This window comes from Pontibacter liquoris (assembly GCF_022758235.1).
GTDB lineage: Bacteria > Bacteroidota > Bacteroidia > Cytophagales > Hymenobacteraceae > Pontibacter > Pontibacter liquoris.
In genome coordinates, this window is sequence record NZ_JALEBG010000002.1 from 126,589 (window position 1) to 148,366 (window position 21,778).

At 52.6% G+C, this 21,778-nt stretch carries 24 protein-coding genes; 13 read left to right on the forward strand and 11 right to left on the reverse strand.

Annotated elements, in window-relative coordinates:
- Positions 1-2: 2 nt before the first annotated feature.
- A complete protein-coding gene (locus LWL52_RS13865) occupies positions 3-362 on the reverse strand; it encodes a TM2 domain-containing protein (RefSeq protein WP_242920905.1) in 360 nt (119 codons plus the stop codon).
- Positions 355-696, reverse strand: a complete 342-nt coding sequence (locus LWL52_RS13870; protein WP_242920907.1) for a DUF2752 domain-containing protein — start codon at positions 694-696, stop codon at positions 355-357. The genes LWL52_RS13865 and LWL52_RS13870 overlap by 8 nt, the downstream gene beginning before the upstream one ends.
- 59 nt (positions 697-755) lie before the next feature.
- Between LWL52_RS13870 and LWL52_RS13875 the strand changes: the two genes are divergently transcribed.
- From LWL52_RS13875 to LWL52_RS13890, 4 genes are all read left to right on the forward strand, one after another.
- A complete protein-coding gene (locus LWL52_RS13875) occupies positions 756-2,240 on the forward strand; it encodes a PQQ-dependent sugar dehydrogenase (RefSeq protein ID WP_242920909.1) in 1,485 nt (494 codons plus the stop codon).
- An 11-nt stretch (positions 2,241-2,251) separates the two neighbouring features.
- Positions 2,252-2,608 (forward strand): c-type cytochrome, encoded by a 357-nt coding sequence (locus LWL52_RS13880; protein ID WP_242920911.1) that lies wholly within the window; start codon positions 2,252-2,254, stop codon positions 2,606-2,608.
- A 90-nt stretch (positions 2,609-2,698) separates the two neighbouring features.
- Complete coding sequence (locus LWL52_RS13885) at positions 2,699-3,067, forward strand: thiol-disulfide oxidoreductase DCC family protein (RefSeq protein WP_242920913.1); 369 nt, start codon at positions 2,699-2,701, stop codon at positions 3,065-3,067.
- Between the two features lie 46 nt (positions 3,068-3,113).
- Positions 3,114-3,644: a dihydrofolate reductase family protein gene (locus tag LWL52_RS13890; protein ID WP_242920915.1), complete on the forward strand. Its 531-nt coding sequence runs from the start codon at positions 3,114-3,116 to the stop codon at positions 3,642-3,644.
- A 123-nt stretch (positions 3,645-3,767) separates the two neighbouring features.
- Here LWL52_RS13890 and LWL52_RS13895 read toward each other — a convergent pair whose 3' ends face one another.
- The gene (locus LWL52_RS13895; RefSeq protein WP_242920917.1) at positions 3,768-4,010 is read right to left on the reverse strand and encodes a hypothetical protein; all 243 of its coding nucleotides are present in this window, start codon (positions 4,008-4,010) and stop codon (positions 3,768-3,770) included.
- A 406-nt stretch (positions 4,011-4,416) separates the two neighbouring features.
- On the opposite strand from LWL52_RS13895, the gene LWL52_RS13900 reads away from it, so the two are divergent.
- Complete coding sequence (locus tag LWL52_RS13900; RefSeq protein WP_242920919.1) at positions 4,417-4,899, forward strand: hypothetical protein; 483 nt, start codon at positions 4,417-4,419, stop codon at positions 4,897-4,899.
- A gap of 241 nt (positions 4,900-5,140) precedes the next feature.
- Here LWL52_RS13900 and LWL52_RS13905 read toward each other — a convergent pair whose 3' ends face one another.
- Positions 5,141-6,406 (reverse strand): DEAD/DEAH box helicase, encoded by a 1,266-nt coding sequence (locus LWL52_RS13905; protein ID WP_242920921.1) that lies wholly within the window; start codon positions 6,404-6,406, stop codon positions 5,141-5,143.
- 237 nt (positions 6,407-6,643) lie between these two features.
- On the opposite strand from LWL52_RS13905, the gene LWL52_RS13910 reads away from it, so the two are divergent.
- Positions 6,644-7,846, forward strand: a complete 1,203-nt coding sequence (locus LWL52_RS13910; protein ID WP_242920923.1) for an alpha/beta fold hydrolase — start codon at positions 6,644-6,646, stop codon at positions 7,844-7,846.
- Positions 7,847-7,900: 54 nt separating this feature from the next.
- On the opposite strand, the gene LWL52_RS13915 is transcribed toward LWL52_RS13910, so the two are convergent.
- Positions 7,901-8,722, reverse strand: coding sequence for a sulfite exporter TauE/SafE family protein (locus LWL52_RS13915; protein WP_242920925.1), 822 nt, complete (start codon positions 8,720-8,722; stop codon positions 7,901-7,903).
- Between the two features lie 261 nt (positions 8,723-8,983).
- Here LWL52_RS13915 and LWL52_RS13920 point away from each other — a divergent pair, with 261 nt between their 5' ends.
- A complete protein-coding gene (locus LWL52_RS13920; RefSeq protein WP_242920927.1) occupies positions 8,984-10,174 on the forward strand; it encodes an alpha/beta hydrolase family protein in 1,191 nt (396 codons plus the stop codon).
- A gap of 37 nt (positions 10,175-10,211) precedes the next feature.
- Here LWL52_RS13920 and LWL52_RS13925 read toward each other — a convergent pair whose 3' ends face one another.
- From LWL52_RS13925 to LWL52_RS20680, 3 genes are read right to left on the reverse strand one after another with little or no spacing between them, the layout of a single operon-like run.
- The gene (locus tag LWL52_RS13925; RefSeq protein WP_242920928.1) at positions 10,212-12,788 is read right to left on the reverse strand and encodes a lamin tail domain-containing protein; all 2,577 of its coding nucleotides are present in this window, start codon (positions 12,786-12,788) and stop codon (positions 10,212-10,214) included.
- Positions 12,789-12,827: 39 nt separating this feature from the next.
- Positions 12,828-13,592 carry a ChbG/HpnK family deacetylase gene (locus tag LWL52_RS13930; protein ID WP_367615714.1) on the reverse strand — a complete coding sequence of 255 codons (765 nt, stop codon included), beginning with the start codon at positions 13,590-13,592 and terminating at the stop codon, positions 12,828-12,830.
- The gene (locus tag LWL52_RS20680; protein WP_367615715.1) at positions 13,535-13,942 is read right to left on the reverse strand and encodes a ChbG/HpnK family deacetylase; all 408 of its coding nucleotides are present in this window, start codon (positions 13,940-13,942) and stop codon (positions 13,535-13,537) included. The genes LWL52_RS13930 and LWL52_RS20680 overlap by 58 nt, the downstream gene beginning before the upstream one ends.
- Before the next feature lie 428 nt (positions 13,943-14,370).
- Here LWL52_RS20680 and LWL52_RS13935 point away from each other — a divergent pair, with 428 nt between their 5' ends.
- The 6 genes from LWL52_RS13935 to LWL52_RS13960 all read left to right on the forward strand — a co-directional run bounded on the left by LWL52_RS13935 (position 14,371) and on the right by LWL52_RS13960 (position 18,692).
- Positions 14,371-15,360: an aspartate-semialdehyde dehydrogenase gene (locus LWL52_RS13935; protein ID WP_242920929.1), complete on the forward strand. Its 990-nt coding sequence runs from the start codon at positions 14,371-14,373 to the stop codon at positions 15,358-15,360.
- Positions 15,361-15,698: 338 nt separating this feature from the next.
- On the forward strand, positions 15,699-16,589 hold the full coding sequence (locus LWL52_RS13940; RefSeq protein WP_242920930.1) for an FG-GAP repeat domain-containing protein: 891 nt from the start codon (positions 15,699-15,701) through the stop codon (positions 16,587-16,589).
- 92 nt (positions 16,590-16,681) lie between these two features.
- Complete coding sequence (locus LWL52_RS13945) at positions 16,682-17,032, forward strand: 4-fold beta flower protein (protein WP_242920932.1); 351 nt, start codon at positions 16,682-16,684, stop codon at positions 17,030-17,032.
- A gap of 21 nt (positions 17,033-17,053) precedes the next feature.
- Complete coding sequence (locus tag LWL52_RS13950) at positions 17,054-17,341, forward strand: hypothetical protein (protein ID WP_242920934.1); 288 nt, start codon at positions 17,054-17,056, stop codon at positions 17,339-17,341.
- A gap of 95 nt (positions 17,342-17,436) precedes the next feature.
- On the forward strand, positions 17,437-18,063 hold the full coding sequence (locus LWL52_RS13955; RefSeq protein WP_242920936.1) for a hypothetical protein: 627 nt from the start codon (positions 17,437-17,439) through the stop codon (positions 18,061-18,063).
- A 50-nt stretch (positions 18,064-18,113) separates the two neighbouring features.
- Complete coding sequence (locus tag LWL52_RS13960; protein WP_242920938.1) at positions 18,114-18,692, forward strand: sugar O-acetyltransferase; 579 nt, start codon at positions 18,114-18,116, stop codon at positions 18,690-18,692.
- Positions 18,693-18,777: 85 nt separating this feature from the next.
- Here the strand turns inward: LWL52_RS13960 and LWL52_RS13965 are convergent, their stop codons facing one another.
- The 3 genes from LWL52_RS13965 to LWL52_RS13975 all read right to left on the reverse strand — a co-directional run bounded on the left by LWL52_RS13965 (position 18,778) and on the right by LWL52_RS13975 (position 21,671).
- A complete protein-coding gene (locus tag LWL52_RS13965; RefSeq protein WP_242920940.1) occupies positions 18,778-19,293 on the reverse strand; it encodes a hypothetical protein in 516 nt (171 codons plus the stop codon).
- 129 nt (positions 19,294-19,422) lie between these two features.
- Positions 19,423-20,565 carry an FAD-dependent monooxygenase gene (locus tag LWL52_RS13970; protein WP_242920942.1) on the reverse strand — a complete coding sequence of 381 codons (1,143 nt, stop codon included), beginning with the start codon at positions 20,563-20,565 and terminating at the stop codon, positions 19,423-19,425.
- Between the two features lie 47 nt (positions 20,566-20,612).
- Positions 20,613-21,671 carry a lysylphosphatidylglycerol synthase transmembrane domain-containing protein gene (locus LWL52_RS13975; protein WP_242920944.1) on the reverse strand — a complete coding sequence of 353 codons (1,059 nt, stop codon included), beginning with the start codon at positions 21,669-21,671 and terminating at the stop codon, positions 20,613-20,615.
- Positions 21,672-21,778: the final 107 nt, after the last annotated feature.

Here is a 21,778-nt window from a genome sequence, read left to right on the forward strand (position 1 = left end):
CGCTACGGCCTTCCGAAACCCTGCATCATGCCGAGCACCTGCTGGGCCACTTTCACATTATACTCAAAAGCCAGGCGCTTGTGGTTGATGATGTCGATGACGGTGCCGATGAGGCAAATGCCGCCGGTGAAGAAGTAAAGCAACCCCATGCCAATCTGCCCCAGCAAAAAGCGGTGAATGCCCGCCACACCAAAAAAGCCAATGATGGCGGTAATGAGCACCAGTTGCGGCTCCTTGCGACGGGCCCTATAAATGTTGGCAAACTGCTGCGCTTCCGAATCGGGCATGTCGCGTACCAGCGTCTGCACGTACGCCATTTCATCGTGCTCCAGATCGGGCATAAAATGTAGAATATTAGCCATGGCTATAAGGTTGGTTTACTTGTTTGAGATAGGAGAAATGCCAGCGCACCAGTTTTATACTTCGCCCCACGAGCAGCACCAGTGCCGGCCCGCCCAGCGGGTGCGCCTGCCACGAAGCCTGCCACTGGCCATGTAGCAAAAAACTGATTGCGTGGCCCAGGCCGCAGCCCGGGCAGAAATTAAAACCGAACCAACTCCACGGGCAAAAACTGAACAAATGCGCGCCATCTGGGTCCATGCATGCCAGCGCGCCAAGCCCTGCCATCCATAGCACCGCCTCCGTAAGCGGCGCGCCGCGTTTTCGCCATACCCTAGCCTGTTGCCAGAAACCCATCGTTGCCGGTTTTAACTTAATGATCCCTCTCCCGTAATGAGATTATTGCCACATAATGTATGACAAATTATTTACTTTCAAAAACTATACGTCTGCAAAAGAGAATATTACCCCTGCTGCTCCTGCTGGGGCTTGGTAGCTGTTACCGCCTGACGCCCTCTTCGGGTGGCGGCCAGGGCCATGTTCGCATCGGCGCACGCCCCGTTTCTCCGGAAGCCATCAGCCTGCCCGCCGGCTATAAAGCAACCGCAGTGGCCACGGACCTGACCTTCCCGACAAGTATAACGTTTGATGCGCAGGGCCAACCATACGTTATCGAAGCCGGGTACGCCTATGGCGAGGTTTTCCTCACGCCAAAGTTGCTCCGCATCGAACCTGATGGCCGCCTGACCACCATCGCCACCGGCACCAAAAACGGCCCCTGGACGGGCATCACCTTTTATAACGGCAACTTTTATGTAGCTGAAGGCGGACAGATGCAGGGCGGCAAGATCCTGCGCATCACTCCTCAGGGCAATATCACGGCGCTGGCCGAAAACCTACCCACCCTGGGCGACCACCACACAAACGGCCCTGTGGTAGGGCCAGATGGCATGTTATACTTTGGCCTGGGCACGGCCACCAATTCCGGCATAGTAGGCCCCGACAACTATGACTATGGCTGGCTCAAACGGCACCCGGACTTTCATGATATCCCGTGCCAGGATGTTACCCTCACGGGCCGCAACTATACCAGCCAGATCCCATTAGCAGGCACAGAGGGGCAGCAAACCACCGGCGCCTATTTGCCTTACGGCACGGCTGCCACCCAGGGCCAGACCATCCAGGGCAGCCTTCCCTGCTCCGGGGCAGTGCTGCGTCTCTCGCCGGAGGGCGGCCCGCTGGAACTGGTTGCCTGGGGCTTCCGCAACCCCTTCGGACTGGCCTTCTCACCTGCCGGCCAGTTGTATGTAAATGATAATGGCTACGACGTCCGGGGTAGCCGCCCGGTGTGGGGTGTTGGCGATTACCTGTGGGCGGTGCAGCAAAATACGTGGTATGGCTGGCCCGACTTTTCAGGAGGCCTTGCCTTCGACGGGGAAAAGTTTAAGCCACCGGGCAAAGAAGCACCGGCGCCGCTATTACAGGCGCACCCGAACCAACCACCCAAACCGGCTGCAACCTTCGGGGTGCACTCCTCCTCCAATGGCCTCGACTTTTCAACAAACGCCTCTTTTGGATTTCCAGGGCAGGCCTTTGTAGCACAGTTCGGCGACATGGCTCCCCAGGTGGGTAAAGTACTGGGTCCTGTTGGCTTTAAGGTTGTGCGGGTGGATGTGCATACAGGCGAGATCACGGACTTTGCTGTGAACAAGGGCAAAGAAAATGGCCCGGCCTCCAAGCTTGGAACAGGCGGACTGGAGCGCCCTGTGGCTGCCAGGTTCTCTCCTGACGGGCAAAGCCTGTATATCGTGGATTTTGGTGTGATGAAAGTGACGGAGAAGAAATCGGAGCCGCAGCAAAAAACAGGCGTGATCTGGAAAATAATGCGCACAGAGAAATAAAAACAGAAGCGATGAAATTAACCAGCCTCCTGTTACTGCCATGTTTTATACTGCTGCTGGCAGCGTGCGGCACTGCCCGGCGCGGCACCCCGCTTTATGCACCTGTCTCCACATCAGAGCCTGCCATAGCAAAGGGTGCCATCGTTTTTGATACGTACTGCCACAAGTGCCACCCCGGTGGCGAAGCGGGTCTGGCACCAGCGCTCAACAACAAGCCGGCACCCGGGGTTGCCATTCGCTTTCAGGTGCGGCACGGCCTTGGCGCCATGCCTGCGTTCAAGGAAACTGTTATCTCGGACGAGCAACTGGATAACCTGCTGGCCTATATTAAAGCCCTGCGGAAAGCGAAGAAAGAAACGCCTTCATAAAGAATAGCAGCTCTGCCAATGCCATACATAACCATTTATCAAACAGCACAGTAGCGTTCCATCATACTTTCTGCCATGTTTCAACCTCCCATGTTAATTTATGATGGCGACTGCAGTTTCTGCAAATACTGGGTGCGACGGTGGCAGCATCGCACCAAAGACAAGGTACAGTATGTGCCCTTCCAGTCGGTGCCGGATGGCTTTCACGACATCAGCCGCGAACAGTTCCGGCGCTCGGTGTGGCTGATCACGGCAGACGGCAGAAAGCTGCACGCAGCGGCCGCGGTGTTTGAGCTACTGGCTATGGGAGGGCAGCATGGCTGGAACCGGGCTTACTACCAGGTGCCGCTGGCCAACAGGTTATTTGAATTCGCCTACCGGGTGGTTGCCAACAACCGCGACCTGTTTTATAAACTCACCAAGCTGTTTTTTAGGGATGCCAGATCGCCCGGCCCTTAGACCTGTTGCTACTGCTTTGCACCGTGGCGTGCTATAATTTATACTTATGCGAAGAGTTATACTTTACATTGCCGCCAGCCAGGACGGCTACATTGCCCGCCCCGATGGTAGCATCGACTGGCTGGAAGATGCCGCCTATGCTTTAGAGGGAGTTGATTTTGGCTACAGCGCTTTTATGCAGTCCATTGACACAACGCTGATGGGCCACACCACCTACAAACAAGTGCTCGGCTTTGATGCGCCTTTTCCGTATTCTGACAAGACCAACTACGTTTTCAGCCGTTCCGCTCACCCCGACACAGCCCAGGCGCATTTCGTGCACGAAGACCCGGCTACCTTTACCAGGCAGCTCCAGCAGCTTCCGGGCAAAGACATCTGGCTGATTGGCGGCAGCGAGCTCAATACGGTACTCCTAAATGCAGGACTTATCAACGAGGTCATCATCACCACTATTCCGGTTATACTTGGGCAGGGCATTCCGCTGTTTGCCATCGGCGCGCAGGAAACAAAGCTACACCTGCACCACAGCCGCAGTTACCAGAACGGGTTTGTGCAAACCAGGCTGGAGGTGCAGTAAACGGCTTTGTTTTGTAAAAAGCTCCCCGGAACTCTTACCAGGGAACGCTACCATTCAAAACATATAAGATCTATGGTGTAAAAGCTGGCCGCCATACGGACAGATCGACCAGCCATCACTCCGCTATAATTTTCCTGGAATAGGTTTTTCGGAAAGGAGGCAACTGGGATAAGTTATTTCATTTCGCAGCGTCTCTTCCTGCTTATGCTTTCGCTCCACCCGCTCATCATCCAGCATCTCCTGGTTCACTACATCGATGAACTCTCTGGAATAATCAAAGCTTTCGTTTACTGTCTTTTCATGTTCATCTCCGGTGTTGAAGAAAATATCCCGCAGATGGTTTCTACCGCTTCTTCTTGATCTCATTACATACTCCTTTCTTGTCTTGCGGGCGCTTTATACAGCACCTGTTCTTGTTAATATTGTACCGTTTATACTATGTTATACGAATTTTATTCAGGACAGGACTGCCATAAGCACCGGCTTTTATAGTATAATTTTGAGACCAAAAAACAGAACATCAATATTATACAAATGATTGAAAATCAGTATATTGCATTTAATTATAACTTATCAACTCACTATTAAGTCATTGCAGGCAGGAAGTTCACTGTAGCCGCAGCTACTTATATTGTTTTGCACCGCTAATCTTTAGCTGAAGTATGGACGCCCGGTAGCCAGGCCATAGCAGCCGCAGCCTATTTTATGTATCTTTGCGACGTACTTACCAGCTGCCGCCCTGGCAAAAGGTGGGGCTTAATTCATACTTATCTTGGAGAACAAAACGAAAAACCAGCTACGGGCACTAAGCATTTACCAGATTGTGGGCGGGCTGCTGGGCATTGCCTTTACCTTGTGGGTACTTTTCCACGGCGAGCTGGAGGTCACGCCTCAGGTACTGCGTATTTCGCTCTTTGCGGCAACCTTATACATCGTATCCATCCTTTGCGGGCGCATGCTCTGGCGTAATCCACAGCGCGGGCTTGCCTTCTCGCTTGCCAACCAGGTGCTGCAGGTGATTTATTTCACGTTCGGGAGTTATGGCTTTCAGTATGTCGCGGGCCTGCGCATTGGCCTGGGTTTCGATATGGTGGGTTCCTGGACCTTTAAGTTCCGGCTGGCGCTTTCTTCGTTCCAGTTCATGCTCGGCACCGACACGGGCCAGAAGTTTATCGGCATCAATTTGGTGGCCTTGTTTCTTATCTTCTGGATGGAGCGGTTGCTGGAGGATGTGAAAGCAACTGATAAAGTATAAGCAAGCAGCTTATCTTCCGCTCCTGTAGGCCCTTACTTCTCCTATACTTGCAGCTGCCCGTTCTTTCGGATTTATAATCTGAAAGCAACATTAGTATAAGGGTTTGCAATCCGATTCTATACTTATTTTCTGCCATTTCTAAACCCAATCACAGAAAGCGGATAGCAAATCCTTACAGCAGTGCTTCGGGATTATAAATCCCGAAGAGCGTTATACTTGCGCTAACACAAGTATAAACCGGCTACTTCTTTTTCTTGGCCTTGGCCTTTGCTTTTTTGGCTTTGGCCGCTTTCAGCTTCTCGTCGTTTTCTTCGGCTTCTTTCATTAGCGCACGCCAGTCGTAGGTGGCATCGGCACTAAAATCTATGGTTGCTTCGTAGTCGTCTTTATCTACCTGCAGCACCTTGATGTCTTTGGTCAGATAGGTCTGGATCTCGTCGAGGATGGGTTTTTCTTCGGGCGCACAGAAGCTTACGGCAATGCCTTTTTCCTTGCCGCGGCCCGTACGGCCAACGCGGTGCACGTAATTTTCGGGCTGCTCCGGCAGGTCGTAATTCACCACGTATTCCACACCGGGTATGTCGATGCCGCGGGCGCTCACATCGGTGGCAACCATCAGCTTCACCTCGCCGCTCCTGAACTTTTTCATGGCCTCGTTGCGGGCTTTCTGATCTTTGTCGCCGTGGATGGTGATGCTCTCGATGCCCACGCGTTCCATGGCTTTCTGCACCCGCTCGGCGCGTACTTTGGTGCGCACAAACACAAGTATCTTTTTATCCGGATTCTCTTTTACCACGCGCTCCAGGAAAAAGCGCTTGTCGTCCATGCCCACATACATCACCGAGTGGTCAACGTTTTTGGCCACAGGGTCTTTGGGCGAGATCTGGATGCGCACCGGCTTGTTTACTAGCGAGTAAGCGAGCTCTTTGATCGTTTCGTTGATGGTAGCCGAAAAGAACAGCGTCTGGCGCTGGCGCGGCAAGCGCGTGATCAGCTGGCGGATGTCATGTATAAAGCCCAGGTCCAGCATATGGTCGGCCTCGTCGAGCACGAGTATCTCCACGCGCTCCAGCCGGATGTGGCCCTGGCTCACCAGGTCGAACAGGCGGCCGGGCGTAGCTACCAGCACATCAATGCCTTTCTCCAGCTTGGCAATCTGCGGCCCCTGCTCCACACCTCCAAACACGCAGAAGGTCTCCACGCGGGTATGGCGGCCTATCTGGTTAAACACCTCCGTAATCTGCAACGCCAGCTCGCGGGTGGGCACCATCACCACGCACTTAATGCCATCCTCGCGGTGGCGGTTTTTGCGAAGCTGTAAAATGTCGAGCACCGGAATGGCGAAGGCGGCCGTTTTGCCCGTGCCTGTCTGGGCAATAGCCAGCACATCCTCCCCTTTCATGATGGCAGGAATGGCTTTAAACTGGATATCAGTGGGCTTGGTGAAACCGAGCTTGCTCAGGCTTTTCTTTATTTCGTCAGAGATGCGGTAATCGTCGAACTTCATGGTGCTGCTGGTGTTTAGGGTGGCCTTGCTTATACGTACGGCAAAAGCCGGCTGCAAAGGTACGGGGTTTTTGTTGATTGCTACAGGCTAAAATCAAGCAACTCAAAACCGCTACAATCAACTCCCGGCGCGCCAAAGCATGGGCCTGCAGGTAAAATCCGGTCAGAGTCGCCTTTTCCGGGCACTTCCAAGGGGCGTTTACTGTTGAAGTCTAGCATGACCAAACTGAGTATACCCGTGCTAAAAAACCTGTTTCTTTATACCCTGCTTCTGATGTTTGTTTTGTCCGGCTCGGGCTGCCAGTCAGAAGCCATTGCCCCGGTAGCCGCCGCAGAAGCACCTGCCAAAGAGTACCTGGTTTCGTCGGAGCTGCTTGCCAGTGTGCCCCAAAGTATGCTGCGCGCCCTTGCTTCTTCCGATGGCTACGCAGCCTATAGTAACGACATCCGGTATGATGTGGCAGTATACAAGATCATCTACTATACCACCTACCAGGGCAAAGAGATCAAAGCCTCAGGGCTGGTTTGTGTGCCTCAGGGCATGCCCACGCCGGCGCCTGTGCTAAGTGCGCAGCATGGCACTATCTTTACGCAGCGCGATGCCCCGACAAACTTTACCGATCTCTCCGGCTTCGAGCTCTTCGCCGCTGCCGGCTACGTTACCCTGATCCCGGATTATATCGGTTTTGGCGCGTCAAAACAGATCTTCCACCCGTACTACGACCAGCAGCACTCGGCCCTGGCTGTGGTCGATATGATCAAAGCAGGCGAGTCGTTCTGCCGCCAACAAAACGTAGCGATAAGCGATAAACTGTTTCTGGTGGGGTATTCCGAGGGTGGCTATGTAACGCTGGCAGCACAAAAAGAGATTGAAACGCACCCGGAGCACGGGCTAAAACTAACGGCGGTTGCGGCCGGAGCAGGCGGCTACGACCTGACGGCCATGCTGAGCGGCGTAGCCTCGGGCAAGCCTTACCCTTACCCGGCGTACCTGGCCTATGTGCTGCAGGCCTACGACTATACTTACAACTGGAACAGGCCTTTAACGGACTTCTTTCAGGCTGCTTATGCTCAAAAATTACCTACCCTTTTTAACGGCACCAACGGCGGAAGCGCTATCAACCGGCAACTGACCACTGATCCGCACCAGCTTTTCGCGCCCGCCTTCTTTGAGGCGCTGCAGAGCCCTTCCGGAGAGCTGCCGCTAAAGCAGGCGTTGCAGGCCAACAGCTTTCAGGATTGGGTGCCACAAAGCCCGACACGCCTTTACCATGGCACCGCCGATGAGATCATTCCCTTTGAGAACTCAAAGCAGACCTATACCCGCTTTATTGCCCAGGGAGCCCGGCATCTGGAGTTTATCCCTCTGGAAAAAGGTACACATGGCTCGTCGCTGGTGCCTATGCTGCAGTCGCTGGTGCCCTGGATAAAAGGGTTTTAAGCTGCCGCATAAAGTATAGAAACATGCGTTCTAAAGCATTTCCCATACTTTATACTACCCTTTGTGCCCGAACCAGCTTTGCACCGAAGCGGCCAGCTTCGAAAAGTCGCTGCCGCCGGTGCCATAGGTATCGTAGGCAAATTTGCAGATGATGCCGCTTACCACAACCAGAAACAGCACCCGCACAAAGCCGGTGCCGCGCTTCAGGGCTGTACGCGTGCCCAGCTGGGAGCCGATTACGCTGCTGATGGCCATCGGGATGGCAACTTCATAGATAATAAATCCTTTGTAACCGAAGTATAGCAGCGCCGACAGGTTGGTGGCCACGTTCACGACTTTGGCCGCCGCCGAAGCAGCCAGGAAGTTGAACCCGTAGAGGCCGATAAAAATGAAGATCAGGAAGCTGCCGGTACCAGGGCCGAAAAAGCCGTCGTAAAACCCGATAGCCATACCCAGCCCGATGCCGTAGAGCGTTTCTTTGGCGGGCGTGAGCCGGGGGGCGTGCAGAGAGCCAAAATCTTTCCGGATAAACGTATACACCGCCACCAGCACCAGCAGCACAAAGATGAGCGGTTTCAGCAGGTTGGCATCGATGTGGGCTACCGCCCTGGCCCCCAGAAAAGAAAACACAAAGGCCGCCCCCGCCGCCGGAAGTATAGCCAGGTAATTGATTTTAACGCTGCGCACGTAACGCACCATGGCCGAGGTGGTGCCGGCAATAGAAGCCAGCTTGCCTGTGCCAAAAATGGAGGCCACCGGCACGCCCGGCAGGAAAACAAACAGGGCCGGCAACTGGATCAGGCCGCCTCCGCCTACCACCGAATCAATAAAGCCTGCCAGAAATGCGAAAAGACAGAGGTAAATAATTTCCTGCACCCAAATGTAACTTTAAAATTAAAATCCTGTTAAGCCGTTTGTCAGGGGAAAAGTGGCGCAAGATAATGGCTTTACTATCTAAAATAAAACTTTGCACGTAAAAGTGCCTAGTATAAAGGAGCTGAAAAAGCACAGCTTACAGCATGCCTGTATCCTGCTGATAGCCTGACAGTTGCCTTTAGGCGTTACTGATCAACTCAAACAAGGTATAACTCTAATCAATATCTAAACATTGTGATAAAACGTTTCTTATTATACAGCTTGATTTCCTTGCTTACGGTGGCCGGCTCAGCCTGCCAGAAAAACGACCCGGGGCCTGATTCGGACGAATGGACGCCGGAAGCAGAAAAGAACCTTTATGTCTCCTCCACCCTGCTGGCCAGTGCCTCGCTGCCTGAACTGCAGGCTGCTACTACGCAGGACAATGCGCTATACCGCAATGAGGTAAAGTATGACGTCGACATTTACAAGCTCGTATATACGACGACCTACCAGGGCAAAGCCATTCAGGCTTCCGGGCTGGTATGTGTGCCCAAGGGCATGAGCACGCCGGCGCCTATACTTAGTATGCAGCACGGCACCATTTTCGCGGAACAGGAGGCTCCGAGCCATTATGAGCGCCTGTCGGACCAGCAGCTGCTGGCATCGGCCGGTTACGTAACGCTGATCCCTGATTACATCGGGTTTGGGGAGTCCAAGCAGATCTTCCACCCTTACTTCGACCAAAGGCACTCTGCCCTGGCGGTGATCGATATGATCAAAGCGGCAAAACTATTGTGCAAGGAAAAAGACGTAGCCCTGAACGATAAACTGTTTCTGACGGGTTACTCGGAAGGCGGCTACGTAACGCTGGCCGCGCAGCAGGAGATCGAAACCAATGCCGTACACGGGCTGAAAGTAACGGCTTCGGCGGCAGGTGCCGGCGGCTATGACGTGCTAGGCCTGGTGGGTATGGTTACCTCGGGTGTGCCTTACTACTTCCCCGTGTCTATTGCCTATCTGCTGCAAGCTTACAACTACACCTATACCTGGCACAGGCCGTTAACCGACATGTTCCAGAACCCTTATGCCTCGGAGCTGCCCAAGCTTTTTAACGGCGTAAACACAGGGATGGCTATCAACGAGAAACTGCCGCAGGATATCCGCAAGCTACTTTCGCCTACGTTTTACGCCGCATTGCAGGATAATAGCCAGGAGCTGCGCCTCAAGCGGGCACTTTACGTGAACAGCTTCCCGGAGTGGACGCCGCAAAGCCCTACGCGCCTTTATCACGGCACAAACGATATCATCATCCCGTTCCAGAACTCAAAAGAGACGTACCAGCGCTTTGTGGCTCAGGGTGCCAAGAAAACAGAATTTATTCCGGTAGAGGATGGCACGCACGAAAGCGCTTACAAGCCCATGATGCAGTCGGTGGTGCCGTGGCTCAAATCCTTCAGCAGCAAGCAATAGTAAGTTCGCTATAAGCAAAGCAGGTGGTGGTAAGTGGTCATAACAGGCCGCCTACCACCACTTTTTCTTTGTATACCTGCTTCTCGCCGTTCAGCCCGCTCAGCTCTATGTAGAAAAGATAAGCACCTATACTTGCTTTGGTTCCATCCTGGCGCAGGCCATCCCATTGAAAAAAGCCTTCGGCAGCCAGCAGCTCATTGCGCACCAGTTTCCGGATCTCCCGGCCCTGTGCATCAAAAACCGTAATATTCACAAGCAGGCCGGGTTGGCCGGTGCGGTAGTTGATGGTGGTAAAATCCTCGAAGCCATCCTCGTCGGGCGAGAAAACGTCGGGCGCGATGGCAAATACCTGTTTTGCCTGCACCTGGCCCTGCGTTTGCGAATTGCGATAGCCGGGCGTGGCCAGCACCGTGGTAGCCGCCGAATGAAAATTACTGCTGATACTTGGCCCGTCTAGCCGCACCCGCTCCAGCGAAACCCCGTTCACATCATGGATTAAGGCAAAATGCATTTTTTCGGTATAGCTAAAACGGTCAGCGGTGCCGCCATCGGGTTGCAGCAACACCACTGTTCCCTCCTCGTCGGGTAAGGCGGGCAGGGTAGTCATTTTCAGAAAAGCTTCCGCTTTGGCTGCCGGATAGTTGCTTTTGATGTTAGCAGGATCTGAGGTGAGCACCACGTACTGGCCCGGGGCAAGTATAAACCCCTGCGTGGTGATGGTTCTGGCGCTGGCAACGCTGTCGCCGGCCGTATTGGCTAGCTGCCAGCTGCGCAGGTCCAGGTGCTTGCTGCTGCGGTTTACCAGTTCCACAAAATCCACGCCACCAGGCCGCGGGTTAAACAGCACCTCGTTGATCACTACATCGCCGGGCTCCGGGGCTGCCGGCAACGCGAAGGTAAGCTGCAGGGGCTGGCCGGCAAGGTTGCCGGCACAATCGGCAATACCTGCTGCCGTAATAGTATAAAGTTGATTTTCCTGCAGCGGCGTAGCTAAGGCAAGTATAACCTGCTCAAAAAGCGGCCCCGTCACCTGCACACCCGTTATACTTATACCTGGGCTGATGCGGTAGTTGCTTAGACGTGCGGCCTGCAAGCTATCCAGTTTTTCGTTGAAGGTAAGGAGCAGCTGGTCGGCCGCTGTGGCAGTTGCTGCAATCAGGGCAGGCGGCATATGATCGGGATTGGAAGCTGCTACGGCATTGGCCTGTGCGGGCGTGCCGCCGGCAGCGGCAGTCGAGGCAGCCCAGTTCACGGTACCAGCGCAGGGGTTGGTTACATCGATCATCTCCAGGCTCCAGCCGCCTTCCGCTTTGTCGGGATCTTTGTACCACGAGGGATCATACTTTACTGCATAGATCAGTTGGCCGCCGGGCCGGCGCAGCTGCAACAGTTCGCCGCTGTTGTTGAGGCCCGGGAAGTTGCTGATCCCGATCACCTTGCCATACCTTGTAAAATGCTGCACCTGCGTATTCGGCACGACCACCGCATACTCTCCGGGCAGGAGCTGCACATCAGGCAGCGTAGCCGTGGAGGTAGCATCAGAAAAACGCACGCCTTTCATTGAGAGCTCCTTAGCAGTCGGGTTGTAGAGCTCGATGTACTCCTGTGCCAGCAGCCCCACAGCCGGCGTTTCATCGGCCATGATCTCGGTGATGAGCAACTCGTTGTAGCCGGGCAGCACGGCAGCAGCTATACTTGTAAAATGCACGTCGAGCGGGGCCGCCAGGCTGTTGCCATGCAGGTCTGCCAGGTCAGCGATACGGAGCAGGTTGTCGCCGGCGGGGAAGCTTTGGGCAAATACCAGCCGAATAAGCTCGGGAGCCAGTAGTTCTGCTAAAACCGGTTTTATACTTCCGTTTAAGGTATAACTGGTTACCTGCTGCGCCTGTTCAGGCTGCAGCGGCTCGTTAAAGCGCAGCGTCAATTCCTGCGGACCTGTGGTTAGCAACTCCTGCAGCACAGGCGGCTGGGTATCGGTAATGCGGAAATCGTCGAAGTAAAAGTTGTGGCTGTTGGCTGCACTATAGGTGAGCAACACGCCAAAATAGCCGCCGCCGGGGTACGTGGCATCGGTGGCAGTGCCCTGGCTGATATATTGCTGACCGGTGCCGGTGCTATCCAGCTCCAGTTCCCAGGCATTGGTTATACTTCGGGTTACGCGCACGCGCACCGGCTGGCCTGCCATCGTGCCGTCCTGCCCGTCGATGAGCATGACAGCCCGTTTGCCGGCATCTTTCCGGAATAAACTGACCTCGTCGGATGTGCCGCCCAGGCGCACAAAGTAGCCACTAGTGGCAGTGCTTTTCAGGTCTGCGGCATTGGCTGCCAGGAAAACATCGGCATAATTCCCGGAGGAAGTCGCCAGTTGCAGGTGAGCCCAGAACTCCCACGTAGTGCCTGCGGCGGTTTGCACCGGCGTAGCAAGTTGCAGCGTAGTGCCGGTTACAGCCGGCCCCTTGCTTTGTAGTTGCCCCAGCGCATTTACGCTAAAACTGCTGCTATCACCTGCCCACTTGGGAGCTTGCGTGAAGTTGCCATCTGAAAACGTTTCCTGCCATTGCGCCTGTGTAAGCAGCGGCAAAAACAGCAGCAGCAAAAGTAACCCTTGTTTCATAGGCAGAAGCATGCGGAAAGCCAGAAAAACGACCGGCATTTACTTGCTGGCTTCCAGTTTGTCGCGGCGCGTTTTCAGCTCCCGCCAAGTGGTTAGTATGATTCCCTCCTGCTGCAAAGCCGCGCGAAGAGCCGGGTCCAGCATGGCCTCCAGATCACCCTGGCGGCTAGGGCCTGAGTCTGATATTTTGGCAAATACCTCCGTCGGATCTGTGCAGTGCATAATGACCATGGTCAGCCCTGGTTTCATCTGGTGCAGGGCTTCTATGTAGCGGGCGGTTTTCATTTGGCGCATATTTTCCGGTGTAACAGGCGTGCCGGCGGGCAGTTGCCAGTCGTAAGAAGTGTTGTGCAGGTCGTCGAGCACAGGCAGTCCGGCGTTCCAGAGCATCTGCCCTACCGCTTTAGTCTGTGCCAGCACCGGGGGCTCGGGCAGTTGCTGGCCTTCAGTATACTTACCGGCCTGCATGAGCTGCGCTTTGGCCTGCTCGCGGAACTGTGCTCTGAGAAAGGTGTTGTGCCCTCCCGGGAACATTACCGGAATATGCGCCTCCATTCCTACTTTGATATACCGCTCCAGGAATGCCGGGGTGGCAAACAGGGTGCCCATGTGCGAGTCGAGGTGCGTGGGTTGAAAGCCCATGCTGCGGGCCCGGTCCAGTTGTGCCCGGATCTCCTGCTCCACTTCATCGGCAGACGCATGTTGCACCACCTGGCTCACCTCCGGCCATAGGGCGCCTTCCGGATCTACCAGGCCGGGAGCGGCGGGCTTGCCCACCAGCGGCCCCAGCGGTAATCGCGCCACTCGGAGGTGAGCGTCAGGTGCAGCCCGGCATCTACGGTTGGGTGCTGCTGCAGGTAATGCACAAAGCCCGGCACCCAGGGGCAGGTCATCATCACACTCACCGAGCTTGCCACGCCCTCTTCCAATGCCCGGATCGCGCCCAGGTTCGAATCATACGACATGCCGGCATCGTCGATGTGCAGGATCACGACGCGGTCGCCTTTCTTCCAGCCCAGCTTTTCGGCGTACGTCTGTTCCTGCGGCACAGCGGTGCGGGTGTTTGTCTTTTTCTTCTGTGCGCTGGCTTCCGGACCGGCAAGCATACAGCCCGCAAACAGGAGTATAAAGAGCAAAGGCAGTGATCTGAGCATAATGCAGTAAGTTAAAGGGGGACAACCGTTTATACTTCAGAAATATAAACAATTTCAGGACACAACAGGAATATTTTCAGTTACGGACATTCTAGAAAGAGGTTGGTGCCCGGCTAAGGTGGCTTCAGGCGAAACCGCCTGCCTGCAAAACAGCCGCTATACTTTTGTAAAAATTATCGGACAGTCTGAATTTTGCTGAAAACTTTCGAAATTGCATCCGCATGCCTGGCGCTTGCCTGTACCTGCAAAAAGAGCTGACCAAGCCTTCAGCAGCAACCACTTGCCCAAATAGCGAAGTATAGACTGCTTGTCAACGGTGTAGAACTTTTACAGGCGCCTAGTCGGTTAGCTAAACAGCCGGATTAAAATGAAGCGTTGAAAACAATAGTTTAACAATCAGCCATTAAACAATTAAACACATACCCTAAATGAAAGTAGCAGTAGTAGGCGCCACCGGATTGGTAGGCGGCGAAATTTTGAAAGTACTGGCGGAGCGCGACTTCCCGGTAACAGAGTTGATGTTGGTTGCTTCTGAGAGATCTGTTGGTAAACAGATGGCGTTTAAGGGTAAACAGATAAAGGTTATCGGGATGCAGGACGCGATTGCGGCTGCCCCGCAAATTGCCATTTTCTCGGCCGGCGGCAGCACCTCTACGGAGTGGGCTCCGAAGTTTGCCGAAGTAGGCACGGTGGTAGTGGACAACTCCTCGGCCTGGCGCATGGACCCGACCAAAAAGCTGGTGGTGCCCGAAATAAACGCCAAAGAACTGACCAAAGCCGATAAGATCATTGCCAACCCGAACTGCTCTACCATCCAGATGGTGGTGGCCCTGAACAGGCTGCACCAGGAGCTGAAGATAAAGCGTATTGTGGTGAGCACCTACCAGTCGGTAACGGGCACGGGCAAAGCGGCCGTAGACCAGCTGATGAACGAGCGTGCAGGCCGCCCCGGCGACATGGCGTATCCGTACCAGATCGATTTGAACGTGCTGCCGCACATCGACGTGTTCCAGGAGAACGGCTACACTAAAGAGGAGATGAAGATGATCCTGGAAACCAAAAAGATCATGGGCGACGACTCAATCAAGGTAACGGCTACAGCAGTGCGCATTCCGGTAATGGGCGGCCACTCCGAGTCAGTAAACGTGGAGTTTGAAAAAGACTTTACGCTGGACGAAGTATACCGCATCCTTGAGGAAACAGAAGGCGTGAAAGTAGTGGACGACGTGCTGAAGCTGATGTACCCGATGCCCAAAGATGCCCACGGCAAAGACGAGGTATTTGTTGGCCGCGTACGCTTGGACGAAACCCAGCCCCGCACCGTGAACATGTGGATTGTGGCCGATAATCTGCGCAAAGGCGCTGCGACCAACGCCGTACAGATTGCCGAGTACCTTGCAAAGAACGGATTGGTGTAGGTTTTCGAGACACAAGTATCAAGACGTAAGACACAAGACTTTTTTCGATACTATTGCTTTTCCGGACTTCCTAGTACGGAGGCTGACTGACGGGGACTTCTTAGTCCCCGTTTTTTTATTGGTGGAGAGCAGCAAATCCTCTTCGTTATACTTACCTGTCATGGTATACTAGTGCGTGATTATCTTGGCTTCAAATACTAACTAATCAGAATATATTACTATCTTGATGTAGTATAAAGCTGGTATAGCTGTTCTCAACTGGCTTTACCACTTACACACATAATGCAGATAACCGTCATAGTGACTGTTATACTATAGTTAGATACAAATCATAATCTATGAAGCTCATTCCAGTCATAGGGTTAGTGCTCCTTCTTGCGTTTCAGAGCTGCAGCACGACAACAGATGAAACAGAAATTTCAGCCGAAAAGTCTGTGCTCGTTAAGATGGACGAGAGCATGCATGGTTTTGATTTAGTAAACAGCCTTTCTAACTCCTCTCTTATTGGCTCTAAAACCAATAAGGTGCTTTCTACAGACACTATCAGCGACAACTTATATCTTACCCAATACATAAGCGGAAACAGGTTTTTAGGTACAGTTATCTGGACGATAGAGAATGGGGACTTCAACCCATTATGGCAGGAAAAGGATAGCAGCGACTTTCCGCCCCACACGTTCTCATTCGTGGACTTTAACAATGATGGCAGGAAAGACCTAACTGTATTATTCGGACAGGAAGATGTCTATGGCACTGATGTCTATTTAAACCAGTCTGCCAAAACATATAGCAAAGATAACTTCAAGCTTGCTTACCAAAATTGGAATGACTACTTGGTAATAGTGGACATAGATGGCGACGGAGTGCCCGAATTACTGGATTCTGGTTATGAAGGAACTGAGCATGTTGAAGGCCCAGAGTTCTTTCTAACCGATGAAGTACGAGAGAGAATACATCAAAAATATGATGAAATAGCTCATGTCAAAGGAGCCAACAACTTCCATTTCAACATGCCAAACCACTTTAAGGTTTTTAACTCCTTCCTATTAGACAGCATAAAGGTTGTAGGCTTTGAAAATGGTGAGTTTGTTGATAAAACCTGCCGTTACCAAGATTACCTTGACTGGAGGATAGCTATTTTAAAACAAATGAAGTCTGACGGCAGAAATGACAGCAAAAGAATTGAAGGCTTAATTAACTATCTTGAAAAGAAGAAAATCTGTATCTAACACGGTACAGGCTCCATACTCGGCTACGCCTCACACGCTTCCTGTACGAGACCGTTGTGCGGCATTAAAATAATAATCTAAAAAATAAGAAAATGGCAGATTGGATATTTAATAAATCTGGGAATGCGACAATGATTTATGACAGTGATTGCATTAGAAACAATCGTGGGCAAGTTGTTGCATGGCTATACGGTAACAATATATATTCACTTTCTGGGCAACATAAAGGTTGGTTTGACGGAGGAGTCTTTTATGATTCTAATAATAAAGCTATAGGATTTCTTTCAAACTCAACCGGCTACCTTCCATCAAGACCAGGAATTTCAGGAAGGCCCGGTATGCCTGGGTTTTCGGGAAAACCTGGAAGAGCAGGATTTAGTGGAGTGCCAGGGCGCCCTGGATATGGAGGTTGGTCAGTACATAATTTTGAAAATTATTTTTAATAGCCAACTGAACCTTAGCAAATGAATACTAATAAAATAGTTTCCAACATTGTAATCGACAGTGACACAACTAATAATGGAATGATTGTAGGAAACATTCTCGTGTCAAATAATTCTAAATTTATCTTGTCTGGAATGGTAAATGGAGATATTCAAATAGAATCAGGTGCAGAATTGGTATGCCATGGAATGATTAATGGAAATGTTTTAAATTATGGTAAATTCAAATTATACGGCACCCTCAATGGAGAAATCACAAATAAAGGTGAAAAGTATATAGATATTAATGCTTCACTAAACAAGAAATAACGTCGCACAACATTGTGTAAAAGTCATGCCACGGCCGACGGCCTTGCACGTCTTTTACACGAGACCGTTGTTAGCGTTAATTCAAAAAATATAATATGAGATTTTATACATACTTATTTCTAACATTGCTAATGTTTGGCTGCCAGAACTCGGCCGCGGACAAAAATGCAGAACCTGAAATTACTAATACAAGCAAGGCTAATAGTTTGCCCCCTCAGAAGTCTGAAACAAAAGCTCAAGTCCCCGCATTAAATGAAGAATACATAAACTGGGATTCTGTCAGAATAAATGGAAAGCTGCCCATGGTTACCAAAACGACGGCACTTTTCAACCTAATAGGGAAACCTGACAGTATCACCGACCCCAACATGAGTGATGTTTGTGTTTCTTATTATTACAAAGATTTCAAGTATGCTTATCTAAATAATACCAAAATTGAAATCTACGGAGACACGGCTGTTGTCAGTTCCTTAGACTTCAGAAAGGGATCTGAATTGAAACTTAAGACGCCAACGTATACCTTTGACAAAAACACATCTTTGGAGTCGCTTGAGAAATTTTTTCCTGTTTCCGTAAAGGAGAAGTATGAGTTAAATGTGTATGGGATTGGTAAAACCGTGGCTGTCAGTATCCCCACATCAAAAGAACCGTCTGACGACTCTTGGCTACTACTCTTCTTGAATGGAAAACTAATCAGGTTAGATTATTACCTGCCGTGTTAAAAGTCTACAGCTAACCACACTTAAAGCGCACTCAAACGACTTATACTTACATGAAAACCGAGAAAGAAAAGATGCTTGCCGGCGAGTTGTATGATGCGCTCGACCCGCAGCTGTCGAAGGAAAGGACCCGAACCCGGTTACTGCTGAAAGCACTGAACGATAGCCGCGAAGACCAGGATGAAGAACGGGCCCGCATCCTGGAAAAGCTGCTCCCGCAAGCCGGCGAAGGCCTCTGGATACAGCCGCCCTTTTACTGTGACTATGGCAGCAATATCGTTACCGGCGAGAAAGTATTCTTCAACTTCAATTGCGTAGTGCTGGATGTGATGCAGATTAGTATTGGCAGCCGCACGCTTTTCGGTCCCAATGTGCAGATCTACACCGCTACGCACCCCATGAACTACAAAGAGCGGGCATCAGGGCTGGAGTTTGCAAAACCAATTGTGATCGGCGAGGATGTATGGGTGGGCGGCAGTGCCGTTATTTGCCCTGGCATAACCATCGGCGACCGCAGTGTTATCGGTGCCGGCAGCGTAGTGACCAAAGATATCCCCGCGGATGTGTTTGCAGCTGGCAACCCCTGCCGCGTTATCCGCCCGGTTTCTCCGGATACCAAGCACGAAGTATAAAGGTCATTTGGCTTTGCGCTTGCTGTAGCAGAAAAGGAAATCAGCCACCCTCAACAGCGCGGCTATACTTGCAGGCGCCATCCTTTTACTTTGCAGCCACCGCCTCATCAGGGCACTTCTGCCCGATCTGCTCCCGCAGGTTCTCCACACAGTTTACCGGAATCAAGGTATAGGTGGCGGTATCGCCGCGGGCGCAGTATTTGAAAGTGGCAAAGCGGGTGCGGCTTTTGGGATATACCCAGCGGTCCTGGTTGCAGCCATACACCACCAGCGGGAACTCGCGGTAATTATAATCCACAAACGAGGCCACTTTGCCCTGGTGCACAAACAAAAGGCGGCGGCTTAGCTGCGGCACTGGTTCTCCTTCCCACCGGAAGCCGATGGCATCGCTGATGACGCGCTTATCTTCTCCCGCCTGAAAGTAGTAGAGCGTGTCCCATTCAAAATCTGTCAGGTCAGCCAGCTGCACCTCCTTATAACCTTTCGAACCAACCTCACCATCGGTAACGGCCGTTTGCAGGTTGTCCAGCAGCTTGTTGTTGCTGTCTGAGCAGCTCAGCAGGGTCAGTACAGTCAGTAGAAGCAGCAGGTTCTTTCGCATAAGGTATAGGTTGTAATATAGAGATGTACGTTAGCGGCTGACACCCGGCCCAGGGCTTGTGTGCCCGTGCGCGCCGGCAGGTATAAATTGTGGCTGCATACAGCCCAAGTTAACTAAAAATCTACCCGGTTAAAAATCTACCCCGTACAGCCATTCCATCTGGCTTTGTTCTACCTGCCGCGGCATCAGCCGGAACAGCGCATCACGGGCGCCGGCCAGCAACGGGTTCTGCCACTGTGATACAGCCCCTAACATCCTCGATAGCCGGATAACCTTGGCGGTGCGGGCCAGCCGCCGCCGCTCATACCTTACCAGCGCCTTGTCTATACGTGTTTCCTGCCCCAGGCATTGCCCCAGCACCACGGCATCTTCTATGGCCTGGCAGGCGCCCTGGCCCATGTTGGGCGTAGTGGCGTGGGCTGCGTCGCCCAACAGCAGCACCCGCCCGTACGCAAACTTTCGGAGCGGTTTTAAATCGTAAATATCGCCCCAGATGAGCTGTTCAGGCCTGGCAGCAGCCAGCACAGTGGGCACCGGCGGGTGTACGCCGGTAAAGTGCTGCGCCAGTTGCGCCGGCGTGAGTTGCCGCATCCGTTCATTCGCTTCGGGCGCATTAATGCAGGCGTACCAGTAAATGCGGTTGCCTGGCAGCGGCGCCATGCCTACGCGGCCCTGCGGCGCCCAGGTTTCGGCCGATATCATCTCGTTGAGCGCTACTCCCGGATTTTGAATCACAGCGCGCCAGCAGGTATAGCCGGCATAACGGGGCTTGCTTTGTGGCACCAGTTGCCGGCGCACCACCGAGTTAATGCCGTCGGCAGCGATCAGCAGGTCGGCGGTAGCCTGGGTGCCGTCTGTAAAGGTCACGGTCACCTGTCCGTTTTGCTGATCTATACGTTGGCAGCGCTTGTTCAGCACCAGCGTACCGGGTTGCAGGTGCTGGTGGAGCACGGCGTGCAGGTCGGCCCGGTGGATGACGAAATTATTGATGCCATACTTGCTACTCAGGGGCTGGGTATCCATGTTGCTGATCACCTTGCCAGCAGCATCAAACATGACCAGGCTGGTGAGCTGCTTGCCTCGCGCCACCACCTCTTCGGCCACGCCCAGGCGCTGCAGCCCCTGTATGGCATTGGCTGCCAGGCCTACGCCGGCACCCACGGGTTTCAGTTCCGGCGCCACTTCGTAAACCGTGGTTGTGATCTGTTGCTGCTGCAGGGCAATAGCTGCACACAAACCGCCAATACCTCCTCCTATAATGATGGCTTTCATTTTATACTTAGTAGTGCTACATGATTAGTGCTTGGGTAGCCGCTAGCCTATACCCGCACTTCAGTCTCCTGCTGCCTGCCGAATACCTTGGCGATCCATTTTGGAAGGAAAATGGAGCCCAGCACCAGGTACGGATAGTAGGTAATGAGGCGGTAGAGCACCACCACAATGCTGCTGTAGGCACCCAGAAACAAGCCGAAGAAGCTCGGAAAAGCCATCTCCACAATGCCTGCGCCGCCCGGCGTAATAGCGATCAGCATCACGATCCAGAAAATGAGGTTGCGGGAAATGATGAGCAGGTGTTCGCTCAGGCTGATGTCTACAAAAGCGGCAATAAGGCAGTTTAGTAAGAAATAACGCGCGCACCAGACAAATAAAGTAGACACGATCGCCTTGGTCCAGTAGCCGGCCGTATTGCCTTTCAGCTGCTCGGAAGCCCAGATAATTTCATTGCCGTGCTGGAAAGCGCTTACCCGCCACTTGCGCAGAAAACGGATAGACGTTATTTTGAGCAACAGCCATTTAAAAGCACGGGGCCGGATAAACAGCGCATAGATCATCATAAAGGTATACACTGCTATCAGGCCGTAGCTGATGTAAAAGGCCGCTTTGAGTTGCGAAATATAGGAAGGGTCCAGGCCAAAGGTAGGGAACACCTCTCCTTGCGTGGCCAGCAGGGCAATGGGTGCGGCCAGTATAAAGAACATGTTATCGAGCACGGCCGTGAACATGACGTAAGCCAGCGACTTGCCCAGCGGAATGCCTTCTTTGTTAAGGATGATGGTCGCCACCGTGGTGCCGCCCACCACCGATGGGGTAACGGCCGAGGCAAATTCCCAGAGCATGATCACATCGATGCTGTTGCGCCAGGTCAGAAACTTGTCGGTGAGGTGGCGGATGCGGTACATGTAGCCGGCATCGCGGATGATGAGCACCACGATGGCGGCCAGCAGCCAGCCCCAGTGCGCCTCGGTAATGCCTTTCAGGTCGTTGAGCTTATCATCCTTGATAAAAAGCCAGGCCGTAGCGGCAAGTCCCAACAACACTGGTATCAGGATCTTAACAGGGCTAAAGCTTTTTAATATGGTCTTCTTGTTCTGGTCCATGTAGGTAGTGCGGCTCTTTGCCTGCGGCGCGGCGCAGGGCAAAAAACAAATTAGGTTGTGCCGGGTAAGTGCTATACGAGGCTTACCGGGCATTTAACCAACGATTG